This is a genomic window from Yimella radicis (assembly GCF_054778255.1).
Genome location: NZ_BAAGZR010000003.1, coordinates 163,444 through 178,974, shown reverse-complemented (window position 1 = coordinate 178,974; position 15,531 = coordinate 163,444). Strand labels below are relative to the sequence as shown.

The 15,531-nt window shown below is 67.4% G+C and carries 16 protein-coding genes and 1 pseudogene; 11 read left to right on the top strand and 6 right to left on the bottom strand.

Going from position 1 to position 15,531, the window contains the following annotated elements:
- The first annotated feature begins 82 nt into the window (after nt 1-82).
- Both ACYU8W_RS02645 and ACYU8W_RS02640 read left to right on the top strand, forming a co-directional pair.
- Nucleotides 83-415, top strand: coding sequence for a hypothetical protein (locus ACYU8W_RS02645; RefSeq protein ID WP_168990140.1), 333 nt, complete (start codon nt 83-85; stop codon nt 413-415).
- Nucleotides 416-628: 213 nt separating this feature from the next.
- Nucleotides 629-1,000 (top strand): annotated as a pseudogene (locus ACYU8W_RS02640) (alpha/beta fold hydrolase); the annotation flags it as partial.
- A gap of 364 nt (nt 1,001-1,364) precedes the next feature.
- On the opposite strand, the gene ACYU8W_RS02635 reads toward ACYU8W_RS02640, so the two are convergent.
- A complete protein-coding gene (locus ACYU8W_RS02635; RefSeq protein WP_499466395.1) occupies nt 1,365-1,904 on the bottom strand; it encodes an AAA family ATPase in 540 nt (179 codons plus the stop codon).
- Between the two features lie 95 nt (nt 1,905-1,999).
- Nucleotides 2,000-3,463, bottom strand: a complete 1,464-nt coding sequence (locus tag ACYU8W_RS02630; RefSeq protein ID WP_499466394.1) for an HNH endonuclease signature motif containing protein — start codon at nt 3,461-3,463, stop codon at nt 2,000-2,002.
- A 384-nt stretch (nt 3,464-3,847) separates the two neighbouring features.
- On the opposite strand from ACYU8W_RS02630, the gene ACYU8W_RS02625 reads away from it, so the two are divergent.
- From ACYU8W_RS02625 to ACYU8W_RS02610, 4 genes are read left to right on the top strand one after another with little or no spacing between them, the layout of a single operon-like run.
- A complete protein-coding gene (locus ACYU8W_RS02625; protein WP_499466392.1) occupies nt 3,848-4,243 on the top strand; it encodes a YciI family protein in 396 nt (131 codons plus the stop codon).
- A gap of 1 nt (nt 4,244) precedes the next feature.
- Nucleotides 4,245-4,607 carry a YciI family protein gene (locus ACYU8W_RS02620; RefSeq protein ID WP_431842974.1) on the top strand — a complete coding sequence of 121 codons (363 nt, stop codon included), beginning with the start codon at nt 4,245-4,247 and terminating at the stop codon, nt 4,605-4,607.
- Nucleotides 4,604-4,954 carry a YciI family protein gene (locus tag ACYU8W_RS02615; protein WP_499466390.1) on the top strand — a complete coding sequence of 117 codons (351 nt, stop codon included), beginning with the start codon at nt 4,604-4,606 and terminating at the stop codon, nt 4,952-4,954. Before ACYU8W_RS02620 ends, ACYU8W_RS02615 begins: the two co-directional genes overlap by 4 nt.
- Nucleotides 4,955-6,208: an RNA polymerase sigma factor gene (locus tag ACYU8W_RS02610; protein ID WP_499466388.1), complete on the top strand. Its 1,254-nt coding sequence runs from the start codon at nt 4,955-4,957 to the stop codon at nt 6,206-6,208. It abuts the gene before it with no gap.
- Here ACYU8W_RS02610 and ACYU8W_RS02605 read toward each other — a convergent pair.
- A complete protein-coding gene (locus ACYU8W_RS02605) occupies nt 6,202-7,740 on the bottom strand; it encodes an alpha/beta fold hydrolase (RefSeq protein WP_499466386.1) in 1,539 nt (512 codons plus the stop codon). The two genes, ACYU8W_RS02610 and ACYU8W_RS02605, sit on opposite strands and share 7 nt — an antisense overlap.
- A 145-nt stretch (nt 7,741-7,885) precedes the next feature.
- Here ACYU8W_RS02605 and fbaA point away from each other — a divergent pair, with 145 nt between their 5' ends.
- The 3 genes from fbaA (at nt 7,886) to ACYU8W_RS02590 (ending at nt 11,132) form a co-directional block, all read left to right on the top strand.
- Entirely contained in the window at nt 7,886-8,911 is a 1,026-nt protein-coding gene (gene fbaA / locus ACYU8W_RS02600; protein WP_499466384.1) for a class II fructose-bisphosphate aldolase, read from the top strand.
- The gene (locus tag ACYU8W_RS02595; protein ID WP_115921249.1) at nt 8,908-9,315 is read left to right on the top strand and encodes a DUF3151 domain-containing protein; all 408 of its coding nucleotides are present in this window, start codon (nt 8,908-8,910) and stop codon (nt 9,313-9,315) included. The genes fbaA and ACYU8W_RS02595 overlap by 4 nt, the downstream gene beginning before the upstream one ends.
- Nucleotides 9,316-9,455: 140 nt before the next feature.
- Nucleotides 9,456-11,132: an AMP-binding protein gene (locus ACYU8W_RS02590; protein WP_499466382.1), complete on the top strand. Its 1,677-nt coding sequence runs from the start codon at nt 9,456-9,458 to the stop codon at nt 11,130-11,132.
- A gap of 3 nt (nt 11,133-11,135) precedes the next feature.
- Here the strand turns inward: ACYU8W_RS02590 and ACYU8W_RS02585 are convergent, their stop codons facing one another.
- Together ACYU8W_RS02585 and ACYU8W_RS02580 are read right to left on the bottom strand one after the other, a co-directional pair.
- The gene (locus tag ACYU8W_RS02585) at nt 11,136-12,212 is read right to left on the bottom strand and encodes a DUF2332 family protein (RefSeq protein ID WP_499466380.1); all 1,077 of its coding nucleotides are present in this window, start codon (nt 12,210-12,212) and stop codon (nt 11,136-11,138) included.
- Nucleotides 12,213-12,219: 7 nt separating this feature from the next.
- Nucleotides 12,220-12,924 carry a histidine phosphatase family protein gene (locus ACYU8W_RS02580; protein WP_499466378.1) on the bottom strand — a complete coding sequence of 235 codons (705 nt, stop codon included), beginning with the start codon at nt 12,922-12,924 and terminating at the stop codon, nt 12,220-12,222.
- 69 nt (nt 12,925-12,993) lie between these two features.
- Here ACYU8W_RS02580 and ACYU8W_RS02575 point away from each other — a divergent pair, with 69 nt between their 5' ends.
- A complete protein-coding gene (locus ACYU8W_RS02575; RefSeq protein ID WP_499466376.1) occupies nt 12,994-13,947 on the top strand; it encodes a helix-turn-helix domain-containing protein in 954 nt (317 codons plus the stop codon).
- Between the two features lie 95 nt (nt 13,948-14,042).
- On the opposite strand, the gene ACYU8W_RS02570 is transcribed toward ACYU8W_RS02575, so the two are convergent.
- On the bottom strand, nt 14,043-14,846 hold the full coding sequence (locus ACYU8W_RS02570) for a VldE C-terminal domain-containing protein (RefSeq protein ID WP_499466374.1): 804 nt from the start codon (nt 14,844-14,846) through the stop codon (nt 14,043-14,045).
- A 202-nt stretch (nt 14,847-15,048) separates the two neighbouring features.
- On the opposite strand from ACYU8W_RS02570, the gene ACYU8W_RS02565 reads away from it, so the two are divergent.
- A complete protein-coding gene (locus tag ACYU8W_RS02565; RefSeq protein WP_499466372.1) occupies nt 15,049-15,477 on the top strand; it encodes a helix-turn-helix domain-containing protein in 429 nt (142 codons plus the stop codon).
- The last annotated feature ends 54 nt before the right edge of the window (nt 15,478-15,531 follow it).

The following is a 15,531-nucleotide window of genomic DNA, read 5'->3' as shown; positions in this document are numbered from 1 at the left end:
TTGCTACCCAGGCCGCGCGAGTTGCAGCGCGGGTGTCCGGTCTGCCGATCGCCCGCCCAGACTCGCGTCGTACCGTGCAGCCATGAGCGCACGAAACGGAATGAGCCTGTTGCCCGCGACCGAGGTCCACACCGCGCCGGTCGTGGCGTTGGGACTGGTCGGCGGATTCCTGGTCGCCCGCGAGAGCGGCATCCGTCCGCTGGGTGGCGTGCTGTTGGCCGGTTGCGGCGCACTGGCCGGACGCACCTGGCTGGCCAAGGGTGGCCCGGTCACCGCCGGCGCGCTGAGCGCTCTGTACCTGGGCGGCTTCGGCGGTTCGCACCCGCTGGCCAAGAAGATCGGCGCGTGGCCCTCGGTCGCTGCCGTCACGGCGCTCGCTGCCGGTGCGGCGTACGTTGCGTCCGACCGCCGCTGAGCTCACGCCGCGCCGGCCGAGGAGCCCGGTCGTTGAAGAGCCCGGTCGTTGAAGAGCCCGGCGGGTTGAGGTTGATACTGGCCGCCTAAGTCGGCTCCACCACGACTGGATTCTGCCCGACCCGGCCGGGCCCCAACGGATCAGCCGGCCTCAGCACCCTCATCACGACGGATTGGGGGCATCGGCTGGCAGTATTAGAGCGTGGAGTCTCGGATGGTCGCCGCTGACGAAGAAGTCTGTCTCCACGTTGCGACGTGCGGCGAGGGCCCTGATGTGCTGGTCCTGTCGGGAGGGCCCGGATGCGTGAATTACCTGTCCGATGAGACATTGGCTCCGCACGGATTCCGCGCGTGGTTTCCCGACCCTCGCGGGGTGGGCCGTTCCGGCGGCGGCCCGCATGACATGGCGCAAGCGGTCCTGGATCTCGAAACCATTCGTCACGAGCTTGGCATCGCCGCCTGGATGGTTGTTGGACATTCCTGGGGATCGGACCTCGCAGTGTGCTACGCGCTGGAGCACCCTGCGCGTGTCAAGGTGGTGATTGGTGTCACTGGTCATGGCCTGCATCGTGACCGGGAGTGGTCCGACGCCTACGAAGCCGGTAAGTCGGGTGAACCATCAATCGCGATCGACTTCGTGCCGGAGATTCACGATTCCTTGTGGACATCCTTTCCGGACTGGATTCACCAGCCCACCCTCTGGCGACGCCTGGCTGACACGGCCGTCCCCATGCGCTTCATCGGAGCCGGCCACGACATCCGTCCGAACTGGCCATTGAGACAGCTGGCGGCGCTCGTGCCCCGCGGTGAGTTCGAGTTCGTACCCGACGTTGTCCACGACTTCTGGCATACAGACAGCCGCTATGGCGTGCAACTATCACCGATGCCTGCATGCGCTATCTCTGATTCGGGCCCTCCACGCACGGCTCGCGCATGGCGGTGCGTCAGCCTCAGAGGAAGCGGGCTCCCTCGACGGAGGACTTCGGGCTCACCTTGCCGATGCGGGCGAGGATCAGCTGGGTCGTCGAGTCGACGTCGCCGGTCTCATCAAGGATCACTTCGCCCGGCACGTTCAAAACGTCGTTGGCGACGTACCACTGCCGAAGCCTGTCAGGCTCGACCTCCGCTCGCACCGGGCGCCCCTCGTGTCGGCGCAACGTCTCCTCCAAGGGAACATCCAGATAGAACACATGAGCCGGTCCGCGATGAGTATCGATCAACTCGCGCAGCATGTCGCCGTAGTGCTCGGAGAAGAAGATCCCTTCGAGGATGACGTGGTAGCCGATACTGACGCAGTATCTGGCGCTCTCCGCGATGAAGGCGATGTTGTCCCCGCCCGCCACGTCATGTTCGCGCAGAACGGTTCGACGGAAGTGATCCTGGCCGATGTTCGCCGTACCTCTCCCCATGGCGAGCTGTAGTCGCCGGGCGATGGTTGTCTTGCCCGATCCGGAATTGCCGCGCAGGACTACCAGGTGCTCACCGCTCACGCTTATGACTATGCCCTAGTCCGGGAGGTCCGATTTGCGATGCCAAGGACGCTTTCAACCCCTCGCGACCGAGTTCGAACCGACGGTGCACGCTGTCACGCGACTGCGGTCTCGGTGTGGGCGTAGTGCCAGGTGACGCCGGTGTCGGTGACGGTGGCGGTGAGGTGGTCGCGGTGGACGATGCGGTGGTGGGTGCTGCACAGGAGGGCACTGTTCGCCAACGAGGTGTCGCCGCCGGCCCACCAGGATTCGACGTGGTGGACGTCGCACATGATCGGTGGTCGGTCGCAGCCGGCGTAGGTGCAGTGTTTGTCGCGGTGGATCACGGCTCTTCGGAGTTCGTCTTCCACCAAGCGTTTCTTGCGGCCGATGTTGAGGGGTTGGTTCTTCGATCCGAGGACCATCGGCAGGATCTTCGCGTCGCAGGCGAGTTGTCGGACGGTGTCGGGGGTGATGCCGGTGCCGGTGTCGGAGATGCCGAGGCCGGCGAGGATTCCGGCGAGGACGGGGAAGTCGATCGTGACGACCAACGTGGCGGATCCGCGGTGTTTGATCTCCCCGTCTGCGTCGACGGCTTCGGCGCCGAGACCCAGCAGCAACACCAGGGCGTCGGCGCGACGCTTCCCGGCGCTCCTGAGGTCGGGCTCACCGGTCTTCTGTGACGTGCCGTCTGGGCCCGGGGTGTGCCGGTGGTGCGGATCATCGCAACACGCTGATTTCGGTGATGGTCCGGCGAGCGAGTCGACGGCCTGCTTCAACTGTTCGGCGTGATCGGGCGACAGGTCGGCGGTGAACCTCACCATCCCGTTCGGTTCGTCCGACCAGGACAGTGATTCGACGCGTTGGTGCTCGTCCTCAGCCTGGTCGAGGACCTCGTCGCCGTACTGGGCGAGGATGCTCTTGGTGACTTCCCGGACGGTTTTCGCGCCGGCCCCGACGTCGAGGGTGAGCAACCAGCCGTAGATCTCCTCGCGGCTCGCGGTCGGGATGACTGCCCGGATTTTGTCGATGTTGTCGAGGCAGGTTTTCGCGATGGTGGTGTTGGTCCGCCCCGACTGCAATGCATCTGCCAACGGTTTGTTGAGCGGGGAGCGGACGGCGTCGGCGATCTTCGCGATCCGGGAGGCGTGGGAGGGTTCGAGACCGCACTGCCACGGCTCGTCCACATCATCGGCGGAGGCGGGGCCAGGTTTGTCGACCGGCACGAGCGGCCCTGCAGCAGAGACGGTGTCGGCACTCAACACAGCGGTGGCGGACTCGCCAGTCGACAGCCGCCGGACCCACTGCGTCGCATCAGCCGCTGTTGACCGGTACACCGCACCACGCTCGATCGCGTCGGACGCGATGCTCACCATGGCTGCTTCGGTCTGTTGGTGCACCAGCGCGAGTGATCTCATCGCCGCAGTGAGTTCGGCATCAGTGAGGTTGTCGGTCAACTGCGCCAGCCGGGTCACCGCGGACAACGCGTCCGACACCACTGCCGCGCAGGAGGCAGCTTCACCCGGATACGAGTCGTGCATGCCTTCGGACAACGCCTCGAACGATTCGTCGGTGGTCATGCCGGTGCCTCCTCCCCAGGTGCTTTCGGACTACCTTCATCGTACGCTTGTTCGATCCAGAAGGGAAGACTTTGCACGACGAATTCTCTTGAAAGACACAAGAATTCGATACCCATCGGTATCCACAGCCCTAACCGGAAGGCTGGTTTGTCCACAGGCAAATCAGGGCTGGCTGGGTGGGCTGTGGACAGGCAGTGACACCACTCGCAAAGGCTGCACGTCGGCACATGGTCGATCGCCGGTGGCGCACACGGCGCCACGGGCGTTCGCGGCAGCGAGATCCGCGCGACGGGAAACTGAACGAGTTTTCTTCGCGCGGCTGTCGATGTTCGTCGACCCCGTTCGTCATGGTGATGTCAGAACACATCGAAACAAGGAGCGAACATGGCCAGGTATCTGATTCTGCTGCCGGCACCCGAGGCCGAGTGGGCGAACCTGCCGATCGAGGAACACGAGAAGGGCATGCGGGCGCACGCCCGTTTCAACCGGGAACTCGAGGAAGGCGGGCACACGGTCGTCACGGCGAGCCCACTGACGGCGTCGGCACGGGCGGTGTCGATGCGACCCGACGGCAAGGGTGGCACCACCGTCACCGACGGGCCGTTCACGGAGTCGGTGGAGCAGATCGTCGGCTTCTACTTGATCGAGTCGAACGACCGAGACGGCCTGCTGAAGATCTGTGCGCAACTGGCCAGCACCGGAGACCTCATCGAGTTCCGCGAGTTGGCGCAGGAGCCCGAGGATCTCGTATTCCCGCACCCCGACCTCGAGGAGCACTGAGATGACCGAGTACATGGTGCTGATCGTCGGCGACGCCGACCGCTGGTGGACGACGATGACGGCCGAGGAGCGCAAACACGGCTACGAGCAGTACAGCCTGTTCAGCAAGTCGCTGGTCGAGCGCGGCCACAAGATCACCGGCGGCGCTGAACTGCACGCCTCCACCGAGGCGAAGCATCTGCCGCCGGGCACGACGACGGTGACCGACGGCCCGTTCGCCGAGACCACCGAACAGATCGGCGGCTTCTATACGGTCGAGACCGACGACGTAGACGACCTGCTCGACTGCTGCACGATCCTCACCGCGATCGGTGAAGGCATCGAGCTGCGACGCGTCGTGCAACCCGAGGAGCGGGCGTCATGAAGAAGTACTTCGTGCTCATCGCCTACAGCCCCGACACCTGGAACGCCGCATCGACCGAGCAGCAGCAGGCGTGGCACCAAGATCATGTGCAATTCCATCGCGAGGTGGGTGAGCACATCCTCTCCGGCGAGGCACTGGACGGCGTGAGCACGGCAACCACCTTGCGGCACAAGGACGGTCGGCCGACCCTGACCGACGGCCCGTTCGCCGAGACGACCGAGACGATCGGCGGCTACTACCTGGTGGAGGCGACCGATCTCGACCAAGCGGTGGCGTGGTGCGAACTGCTGCCGGACTGCTACAGCCTGGAGATCAGGCCTGTCGTCGACATCGACGTCTCGGCGTAGATGTCGCTCGAATTGATCCACCGCGACGAGTGGGGCCGACTGCTGGCCCTGCTCGTCGCACACTCGCGCCGCCTCGACCTCGCCGAGGACGCGCTGGCCGAGGCGTTCGAACAGGCGGCGCGCGTCTGGCCGGGAGACGGCACTCCGACCAACCCGGCCGGCTGGCTGATGACGACCGCGAAGCGGCGCATCACCGACCGGATCAGAGCCGAGGCGATGGCGGCTCGCAAACAGCCGTTGCTGACGATCGACGAGCGGAATCGCATGCAGGACAACGAGTGTGGCGACGACCTGTTGCGCCTCGTGCTGCTCGCGGCGCACCCGGCACTCGCGCCCGAGGCGGGCGCCGCACTGACCCTCCGGCTCGTGCTCGGCGTGCCGACCGGCGACATCGCCAAACTCTTCCTGGTGAGTGAGCCGACGATGGCGGCGCGGCTGACTCGCGCGCGCAAGAAGGTCGTCGCTGCGGGCATCCCGCTCGCCCTGCCTGACGCCCGGGTGCTGCCCGGACGTCTCGACACCGTGGCCCAAGTCGCCTATCTGGCGTTCACCGCCGGCTACGCACCCGGCAGCGGCCCCGACCTCGTGCGGGTCGAACTGGCCGGTGAGGCAATCCGATTGGTGCGGTTGATGCGTTCGAGCAGCCCGGTTGCCCGGGCCAGCCAGTCGCTCACAGCCCTTCTCGCACTCATGCTCCTGCAGCACTCCCGGCGCGACGCACGCGTGGGCGGTGCCGGTGAGTTGGTGCGTCTGCCCGACCAGCAGCGTTCGACCTGGCACCAGCACGAGATCGCCGAGGGGCTCGACCTGCTCGGCGTGCTCACCGGACGGGAGACGTCACCCGCGATCGAGATCGACGGCCCGGTCGCGGCGTCCTACCTGCTGCAGGCGTTGATCGCGGCTGAGCATGCCCGGGCCGCCAGTGCACAAGACACCGACTGGATGACGATCGCCGACCTCTACCGGCAACTCGAAGACCTCACCGGGTCGCCGGTCGTGCAACTTAACCGGGCCGTCGCCGTGGCCGAAGCGGGCGACCTCGACGCCGCGATGGCGTTGGCCGACGGTCTGCTGGCCGAACTGCCGATCAACCACCGACTGCACGCGGTGCGGGCGGAGTTCCTCACCCGGGCAGGGCGAACGACGCAAGCCCGGGACGCCTATCGCGAAGCGATCTCGTTGTGTGCCAACGATGTCGAGCGGTCAGACCTTGAACAGCGACTCGCGTTCGTTGCTGACCCAGAAGGTCAGTAGAGCGGCCGGACGTCGGTGCACGCGACATCCTGGGCAGGCAAGGCCTTCGTCAACAGGTAGTTCGTGCGGATCCGGGTGGCGCATGCGCTGTCGTTGAGCAACAGATGGCCGACCTTGTTGCCGGTGACCAGCCGCGAACCGGGCGACATCGCGTGGGCCGAGCGGGCGCCGACGATCGAGGTCGCCGGGTCGTAGAGCGCGTTCATGAACAGGATCGGCGTGGCCGGACGCCGGTCGAACGGTCCGCGATAGGCGCCCTTGCCGACACCGGGCCAGCTGGTGCACAGCGAGCTGCTCCAGGCGCCGGCGGCGTCGAAGCCACGGGTGCGATCGCGCGTCGCCGCGGCCGCGCGCCAGGTGGCCCACCGGTCGTACGGGTCGAGCGAGTCGGAGCACATCACCGCCTGCCGGGTGACGTCGAGCACCTCGCCGGGCAGCCCGAAGCCCTGTCGCGCTGGCGACGCCTGGCGGTCGACCGTGGCCGCTGCCGCAGCGGGAGAGACCTGCTTGCCGGTGAGGGCGAGGTAGAGGTTGTGCACGTCGTCGAGTGCGCCGGGCACGGTGCCGGGGTCGTACAGCGAGTAGAGCGTGCTGGTCACCAGATCCGCCCAGGTGAACCGGCTGCCCCACACGGTGCGCGGCGACTTCACCAGCAGGCTCCACACCGTGTTCCACTCCGCGATGCCCCGGGCTGCACTGGCGCACGTCGCTTTTCCGGCCCGCTGGCACTGTGCGTACGCCTGTTGCACGGCAGCCCAGGCGCCGTCGCCGGTGTGCAGCCGGGCACCGACCGGCACGTACCGCGAGCGCGATCCCGCCGTCCACTGCACGGGGTCGAGCACGCCGTCGAGCACCATCGCCCGCACCCGCGACGGGTACATCGCCGCGTACGTCTGCCCGAGCACGGTGCCGTAGGAGAACCCGACGAAGGTCAGTTGCCGGTCGCCCAGGAGGGCCCGAACCTGATCCAGGTCGCGGGCGTCGTCGGCCGTGGTCATGTGTTGCAGCAGGGGGCCGCCGGTGCGCCGGCAAGCAGCCCGTACGGCGTCGTCGTGGCTGATCTGTGCGCGAGCCTCCGCGACCGTGACCGGAAAACCGGGTTCGAGACTCGGCGGTGTGGTGGTGCCCGGACGGGTCGTGCAGGAGACCTGGCTCGACCGGCCGACCCCGCGCGGGTCGACCGCGACGATGTCGAACCGATCTGTGACCTTCCGGCCGAGCATGCGGGCGAAATCGTCGACCTTCGCGGTGGCCGCCTCGCCGGGGCCGCCGGGGTTGACGAAGATTGCCCCGACCCGAGCCGATGGCACCGAGGCGCGCCGACGCTCCACCGCGATCGTGGTCGATCCTGCCGCCGGGTTGTTGCGGTCGAGCGGCACCGACAACCGCGCGCACTGGTGGGTGCGCACGTCGGCACACTTCGCCCAGCGCAGACCGGGTGTGGTCGCGGCGTCGGCCGATCGGGGCAGTGCGTTCGGCACGAGGGCGAGCAGGGCGGCTGCGAGCGAACTCGCAACCAGGCGGCGGGACATCGGGCTCCGTTCGGGAGTCGTCAGTGAGGGGGTGCGGCCGCCGGGTCTCTTCGGACCGCTCGGCACGGCTGCGCACCAGCGTGCCAGACTCGTGGCAGCAGGGCGAGGAGGCCACGCTCGCCCACGAACACGAGGGAGAGACCCAATGCCCATCGCAACACCCGAGGTGTACGCCGACATGCTCGACCGCGCCAAGCGGGAGGGTTTCGCGTACCCGGCGATCAACGTCAGCAGCAGCCAGACACTGAACGCGGCACTGCGCGGATTCGCCGACGCCGGTAGCGACGGCATCATCCAGGTCTCCACCGGTGGCGCCGAGTACCTGTCCGGTCCGACGGTCAAGGACATGGTCGCCGGTTCGCTCGCGTTCGCGACCTTCGCGCAGGAAGTCGCGAAGAACTACGACGTCAACATCGCGCTGCACACCGACCACTGCCCGAAGGACAAGCTGGACGGCTTCGTCCGCCCGCTGATCGCGGCGTCCACGGAGCGGGTCAAGAACGGCGGTCTGCCCTACTTCCAGTCACACATGTGGGACGGCTCGGCCGTGCCGCTGGACGAGAACCTCTCGATCGCGCGCGAACTGCTCGACCTGTGCGAGGCCGCGAACATCGTCCTGGAGATCGAGGTCGGTGTCGTCGGCGGCGAGGAGGACGGCGTCGCCCACGAGATCAACGACAAGCTGTACTCCACGCCCGAGGACGCCATCGCCACTGCGAAGGCGCTCGGCGTCGGCGAGAACGGTTACTACATGACCGCGCTCACCTTCGGCAACGTCCACGGCGTCTACAAGCCGGGCAACGTGAAACTGCGCCCCGAGGTGCTGAAGAAGGCCCAGGACGCGGTCAAGGCCGAGTTCGACACCCCGACGGACAAGCCGTTCCACCTGGTCTTCCACGGCGGCTCGGGCTCGACCGCCGAAGAGATCAAGGAAGCGGTCTCCTACGGGGTCGTGAAGATGAATGTCGACACCGACACCCAGTACGCGTTCACCCGTCCGGTGGCCGGTTGGATGCTCGGCAACTACGATGGCGTGCTGAAGATCGACGGCGAGGTCGGCAACAAGAAGCAGTACGACCCGCGTGCCTGGGGCAAGGCGGCCGAGGCCGGCATGGCCGAGCGCATCGTCGAAGCCTGCGAGAACCTCGGCTCGGCCGGAACCCACAAGTGAGCGGCGAGAACCTGCTCGGGATCCCCGAGACCAAGCTCCCTGTCGACCCGGCCGCCCAGAAGCTCGACGACGGCGTCGACGCGCGCGATGTCGCCCGCGGTTACCCGGCCTCGTCGCTGGTCTGGGCGACGTTGGCCGAGGACGCATTGGACGACGGCGAGGTGATCGAGGCATACGCCTACGCGCGCACCGGCTACCACCGGGGCTTGGACTCGCTGCGCAAGTCCGGCTGGCGCGGGCAGGGTCCGGTGCCGTGGGAGCACGAGCCGAACCGTGGTTTCCTGCGGGCGCTCGCCGTACTCGCGAAGGCGGCCGGCGAGATCGGCGAGGAGGAGGAGCACCGTCGGTGCGCCGACTTCCTGCGCGACTCGTCCGCCACCGGAGCCCGCGAACTCGGTCTCTGAAGAAACCCCTGACGAACCTGTCTCACGAGGGCTGACGCCGCGTGAGACAGGTTCGTCTTTTCTCGTCCGGACGTGTGCTCGTCTCGTAGCGTGAGGAGCGGCCTTTCCGATGACGGAAGGCGGAAGACGAGGAGACCACGGTGCCTGAGACGGACCCGATGACCGAACCTGCCGGACGGCGCTCGGTGCCAAGGGAACTGGACTACCCCGAACTCACGATCCCGCAGATGTTCGAGGACTCCGCGCAGCGTCGCGGCAGCGCCGTCTGCACCGACTTCCTCGGTCGCACCCGCACGTATGAGCAGATCGCGGACGAGGTGCGTCGCGTCGCGATGGGCCTGGTCACCCTCGGTGTGGAGCACGGTTCGCGCGTCGCGGTGTTGTTGCCGACCTGCCCGGAGAACCTGGTCGTGACGCTCGCGGCGCTCCGTCTGGGCGCCCATGTCGTGCAGCACAACCCGCTGTACTCCGCCGGTGAATTGGAGCCGATGTTCCTCGACCACGGCGCGAAGGTGGTCGTGGCCTGGGACAACGTCGTCCCCGCGGTGTTGTCGCTGCGTGAACGCACCCCGGTGGAGCACGTGATCGGGGTCGACCTCACCAAGTCGTTGCCGGCGAAGCTGCGGCTGGCATTGCGTCTGCCGATCGCGAAGGCCAAGGAGTCGCGCAAGAAGCTGACCGCGGGGTCGTTGCCGGACGGCGCGCGACCGTTCGCGAGCCTGGGCGAACACGGCCTGCTGCCGCTCGGGCAACCCGGTCCGCGCCCGGACGACATCGCGGTGATCATGTACACCTCGGGCACGACGGGTCGCCCGAAGGGTGTGCCGCTCACGCACGCGAACTTGCTGGCCAACTGCCACCAGGGTGTCGCCTGGACCGGACTGCGGTTCGGCGAAGAGCGGTTCCTTGCGGTGCTGCCGATGTTCCACGCGTTCGGGCTGACGGTCGGTGTCCTGTTGGCGCTCGTCCTCGGTGCGCAGATCAGCATGGTGCCATCGCCCGAGCCGAAGTTGATGCTGGACGCGATCAAGCGCAGTGACACCAACTTCTTCGTCGGGGTGCTACCGCTGTTGGAGGCGATTCTGGACGAAGCAGTGAAGAAGGACGTCTCGCTGCGCGGTCTGGAGTGGGTGTTGTCGGGTGCGATGTCGATGCCCGCCGAGTTCGTCCAGCGATGGGAATCGGCCACCGGCGGACGGCTCATCGAGGGTTACGGGCTGACCGAGACCTCGCCCGTCGTCGTCGGCAACCCGTTCGACTCGACCCGCCGGGCGGGCACGATCGGCCTGCCGTTCCCCGACACCGACACCCGCATCGTCGACCCCGACGAGCCGTCCCGCGACGTGCCGGAGGGTGAGGAGGGCGAACTTCTGGTGCGCGGCCCGCAGGTCTTCGATGGCTACCTCGACCAGCCGGAAGAGACCGAGAAAGCATTCGTCGACGGTTGGTTCCGCACCGGTGACCTTGCCCGTCACGACGGCGAGTACCTCGTGATCTCAGGCCGGTTGAAGGAGCTCATCGTCACCGGCGGGTTCAACGTGTCGCCGATCGAGGTCGAGGCGGTCCTGTGCAAACACGAATCGATCCGCGACGTGGCCGTGGTCGGCATGCCCTCCTCGCGCAGCGGGGAACAGGTCGTTGCGGCCGTTGTGGCCGACGGAGAACTCCCGTCGAACGAGGAGTTGCGCGCATGGGCCAAGCAGCACCTCACCGCGTACAAAGTGCCGCGTCGCTTCGTCGAGGTGGAGGAATTGCCCACCAACCTTCTCGGCAAGGTCGTGCGACGCGAGGTCGTCGACCTCATCCCGGACGAGTGAGGACTACCGGAAGTTGATCGAATTCCCGTGCGGATGAACGGTTCCCAGTAGTTCGGGTGCGATCTCAGCGCCGTCGCGCCAACGCCGCAGGCCGACGTGGGTTCCCGTCAGACGGTCGGCGTCCGCGTGGTCGTCGTGGACGTCGGGCAGGCCTGGGATGCAACCCGGCGGCTCGGCGGTGACCCAGCTGACCGGGCGATCGGATGCCACAGCATCAAGGGTGCGCGCGATCAGCGGACGTCGTTCGCGCGGCAGGTAAGTGACGGCCCAGGAGGAGAAGACCACCAGGTGGTCGTCCCCGCGCTCGATGACGCCGGGGAGCGCGTCGACCATGTCACCGCGAACGAGCGTCGGTGGATGGTCGCGCAGTCCCTCGACCGCCGCGTCGAAGCGTTCCACCCGACCAGGCATCTCCGGCCAGATACAGGCACGCAACCAGCGCAGGTCGTCGATGTCGTCGGGGCCGATCGGATCGGCGTCCAGACCGATCCGCCGTGCGATCGGTGGGATACGGAGTTCGACGGCGGATCCCAGGTTTTCGGCCTCACAACGGACTCGGGCATGTAGCGGGCCGAACGCCACGTCGCCGACTGCCACTCGATAGTGCTCGATGTTCAGCAGGAAGCCGGCGCTGGCACCCAGCTCCAGCAACGTGATCGGGGTGTCGGGCAGGTCGGCACATGCACGGGCCACCATCGCTCGCACGTAAGTCGAGCGGTTGACCTCGTTCGTCTGCGTCGTCCGGGTCGCGACCACCTGCGACAACTCGTCGTGGAACTCGGTGATCGCTCGTCGGACATCCGGCCACGGGTCCAGAGCCGGGCGTGCCCTGGGGAAGAACCAGTGTGCCGCAGGTGAATCCGGACGGCGCATCGCCAAGTCATGCAGCGCAGCAAGCAGGAGCACGGGACGGGCCTGTCCCGGAGCAGCCCGGCACAGAAGGTCGATCGCGTCCGGGTCGTCCGCCATGCCCGCGACGATCGCTGCGTACACCGGTACCTCGGAGTGCATCGAGGCGAAGTCGAGGCAGCGCTGCCTGGCGACCTCGGGGGAGTCGGCCGTGTCTCGAACGTCAGGCATGTCGCTCCTACCGGTAGCTGATGAGGTCGCGGTCGTGCTCGAAGTGGCTGTGGTCGTTGTAGCTGAGCAGGGTCGGCGTCGGACGGCGCCCGCGCAGGAACTTGCTGACCGCGCCGTTGACGGCCACTTCGTTCAGTCGCCCCCAGGCCTTCGCCACCTCGGGGCCGGCATCATTCGCACCAAGAGTCGACAGTGCGGCAAGCACGGCGATGGGTCCACCGGAACTCGACACGACCGCCGTGCCCGGTCGCTCGGCCAGTTCGGTGGCCGCCTCACGGACCCGCCGGACGAACGTGGGGAAGGACTCGCGATAGTCGCCGTCGTGTTCACCCCCGGTCCAGCGGTCGACCGACGCGAGGAAGAGGTCCTGGAACGCCCGCGCCGGATTCTCTTGCGCAGCAAGGGCTTCCAACAGCGCGGGCCGGGTCGCGTACTCCGGGTGGGCAGCGGCCAGCAGGCCGTCGTGATCGAACTCGTCCCATCGGTCATCGGTCTCGACGGGGCAGGACCAACCACTTCCGGCGGTGATGCCTGAGGCCGTCTGGCCGTGGCGACGCAGTGACCCACGCACGATGACCGCGGGCTCCGCCATGCGCTCGCCCAGGGCACGCCCGACGACCCCCGCCTGATGTTCGCCGAGCGGCGACAACAGGTCGTAGTCGTCGCCGGTGATGGATGCCTGTCCGTGGCGGACGAGGATCAGCAGACTCATTCGGGACCTCTCGTGAACGTGGGCTGCGCCATTGTCCAACACCGGCGCGGCGTCGTTAGATTGGCGTCCGTGGAAGGACGACTCGCGGTTCTGGGTGTGGACGCGATCGGTGAGGCCCTCTACCGGCAGGTGCTGCGCACACCGGGCCGGCCCTTGTCGGCCCACGTGCGTGAACTCGGTTGCTCCGATCACGACGGCGAACGCGAGGTGCAGCAGTTGCGCGTCCACCGCCTCGTCCGGATCTCCCAGGACGGGACGCTCAGCGCGGATCACCCCAGGGCGGCGCTCGAACGGGTCGTTTCGGTCGAGGAGGCGAAGCTGGCCACCCGTCGCCAGCAACTCGCTCGGCTGCGCGACTCGATCGATCAGTTCGCGACCGATTACCGCGTGGGACAGGAACGTTCGTCCTCCACCCCGCCCACCCGAGAGCGGGTCGACGGGGCCCTGCTCACCTCGATGCACGAGCAACTCGCCGCGTCGAGTGTCGGGCCGATCCGGCGGACCCGTGCTCACCCGCCCGACCGGGACCCGACCGAATACCCGACCACGGTCGGCCAGGTTGAAGCGGGCCGTGAAGTGCGAACCCTCTACGTCGCTTCGGCCGTCGACGGCAGTGCCGGGTGGATGCAGCGGTGGGCCGACGTAGGTGAGTTGCAGCGGGTCGTGCCGTCAGTGCCCTCGGAGTTCGTGTGTTTCGGCACCGACGCCGCGCTGGCGACGACGCAGTGGGGCAGGTCGGACGGCGACTGGGTCATTCTGCGCGACCCGATGGTCGTGGCCGCGTTCGTCGAACTGTTCGACCGGCTCTGGGCGGGCGCCGCGCCGGCGCCCGATGACGTCGACGGCGACGGACTGCTCGACCTGATGCGTCAGGGTCTGAAGGACGAGGCCATCGCGCGCGTTCTGGGCGTCTCGCTGCGCACGGTGCGTCGTCGGATCGCCGCCTTGATGGACGCGCACGGGGTCGAGACGCGGTTCCAGCTCGCCCTCGAGGTCGCCGAGCGCGCCGACCGCAACCGCTGAACACGACGGCAGCGAGACGCCCCGGCCGCAGGGAAGAGCCGGGACGCCTCGCTCGATGCGTCGGTGACGATGTCAGCGACGCATCCGTACACCGGTCAGTACTGCACCGGTGCGGTCACCGAGATGTGCAGGTGGTCGTAGTGACCGAGGGTGACCTGCCCGGCGTGGCGGTGCTCGCGCCAGCCCTTCTCGTTCAGACCCGGCTTCTTGTTCCAGATCTTGTTCTGCCAGATGACGTACTGGACATCGAGCTTGCCTGCGTACTTGCGCAGCCACGCGGCGGCCTGGTCACCTTCCTTCTTGGTCGCCCCCTTGGGGAAAACCCCGAACCTGCCCGGGAAGCAGTCGATCGCATTGCCGGAGTTGTGGTCCGACTTCTGGCCTGGACGGTAGGCACTCACGTCGCACTGGATGCCCGGGAACGCCTTGGCCATCTCCTTGCGGACGTGCGCGGCCCGCTCGGTGAGGTTCGGTGCCTTCGACATCGCGCTCGGGTGCGGGTTGTTGCGCGGCGTCTTCGGCAAGGAGCCGTTGGTGCTGCCGGACCCCTTGCAGACCGGGATCCACCGGTTGGTCTTGATGTAGGCGTGCGACACGTACTTACCGGGGCCGATCTTGTCCCACCAGTTCGTGGTCGACCGGGTGCCCTTGACCCACTGTCCCTTTGTCCGGCAGGTGATCTTGACCTTCGCTCCCTTCTTGAGCGAGCCGACGCGTGCCTCGTCGGTGGACGGTCCGGACCGCACCGACAGCGGATCGGACTTCGTCATCACGGTGCCGGTACGGATCTTGGACCCCTCGGCATGGCTGACGGCTGCGTGTCCACCGACTGCGGTGCCCGCCATGAGCGACGTGCCGACAACGGCGTAGACGATCTTCTTGCGCTTGGAAACCTGCATGGGTGTTTCCTCCCTGTGCGGTCGGGGCTGAACCGTGCCCCGGCGTCCGGCCGGGCTGTTCCCGAGCTGCGGACATGGAGTCGATGCAGCCGGGTGTCAGGAGGTGCCGTGTCAGGGGGAGCGGTGAACAGTCGATGGACGTCAGACGCCGTGTCAAACACCTGCCTGACAGTGCCGATGACCGTAAGAAAGGCCTGAAACGATGCCGATTTCACCCTCTCCGCGCCGTGACGTGATCGAGGCGTTCGCGCAGCAGCTCCTGGATGTACGTCAGAGCGCCGGACAACCGTCCTACCGGGAGATGGCGAGCCGGTCGGGCTGTATCTCGCACACGACATTGCACGAAGCCGCAGCAGGACGCAGGCTGCCGACCTGGGAGACCACCGAACAGTTTCTGCTCACCTGCGGGGCTGATCCGGCCGCTTGGCGGCAAGAATGGCAGCGGGCACAGCGGTTGCAGTGGATCGGAGCAGGCCGCGAATCGGATGAACCGGTTCGGGACATCGGCAGCCCGCCGGTCAGCCCGGACAGTCATGCGCCGGATGCTCGGCGATACCTCTTGGCAGGCGCGATCGGAGCGGCAGCCGTCCTCGCGGCAGAGGTAGCCCTGAAGATCGGCATGCGGGCCTGAACCCTCGCTGAACGCAACTCGCCCCGGGAGCCGACGGCTTCCGGGGCGAGTCGC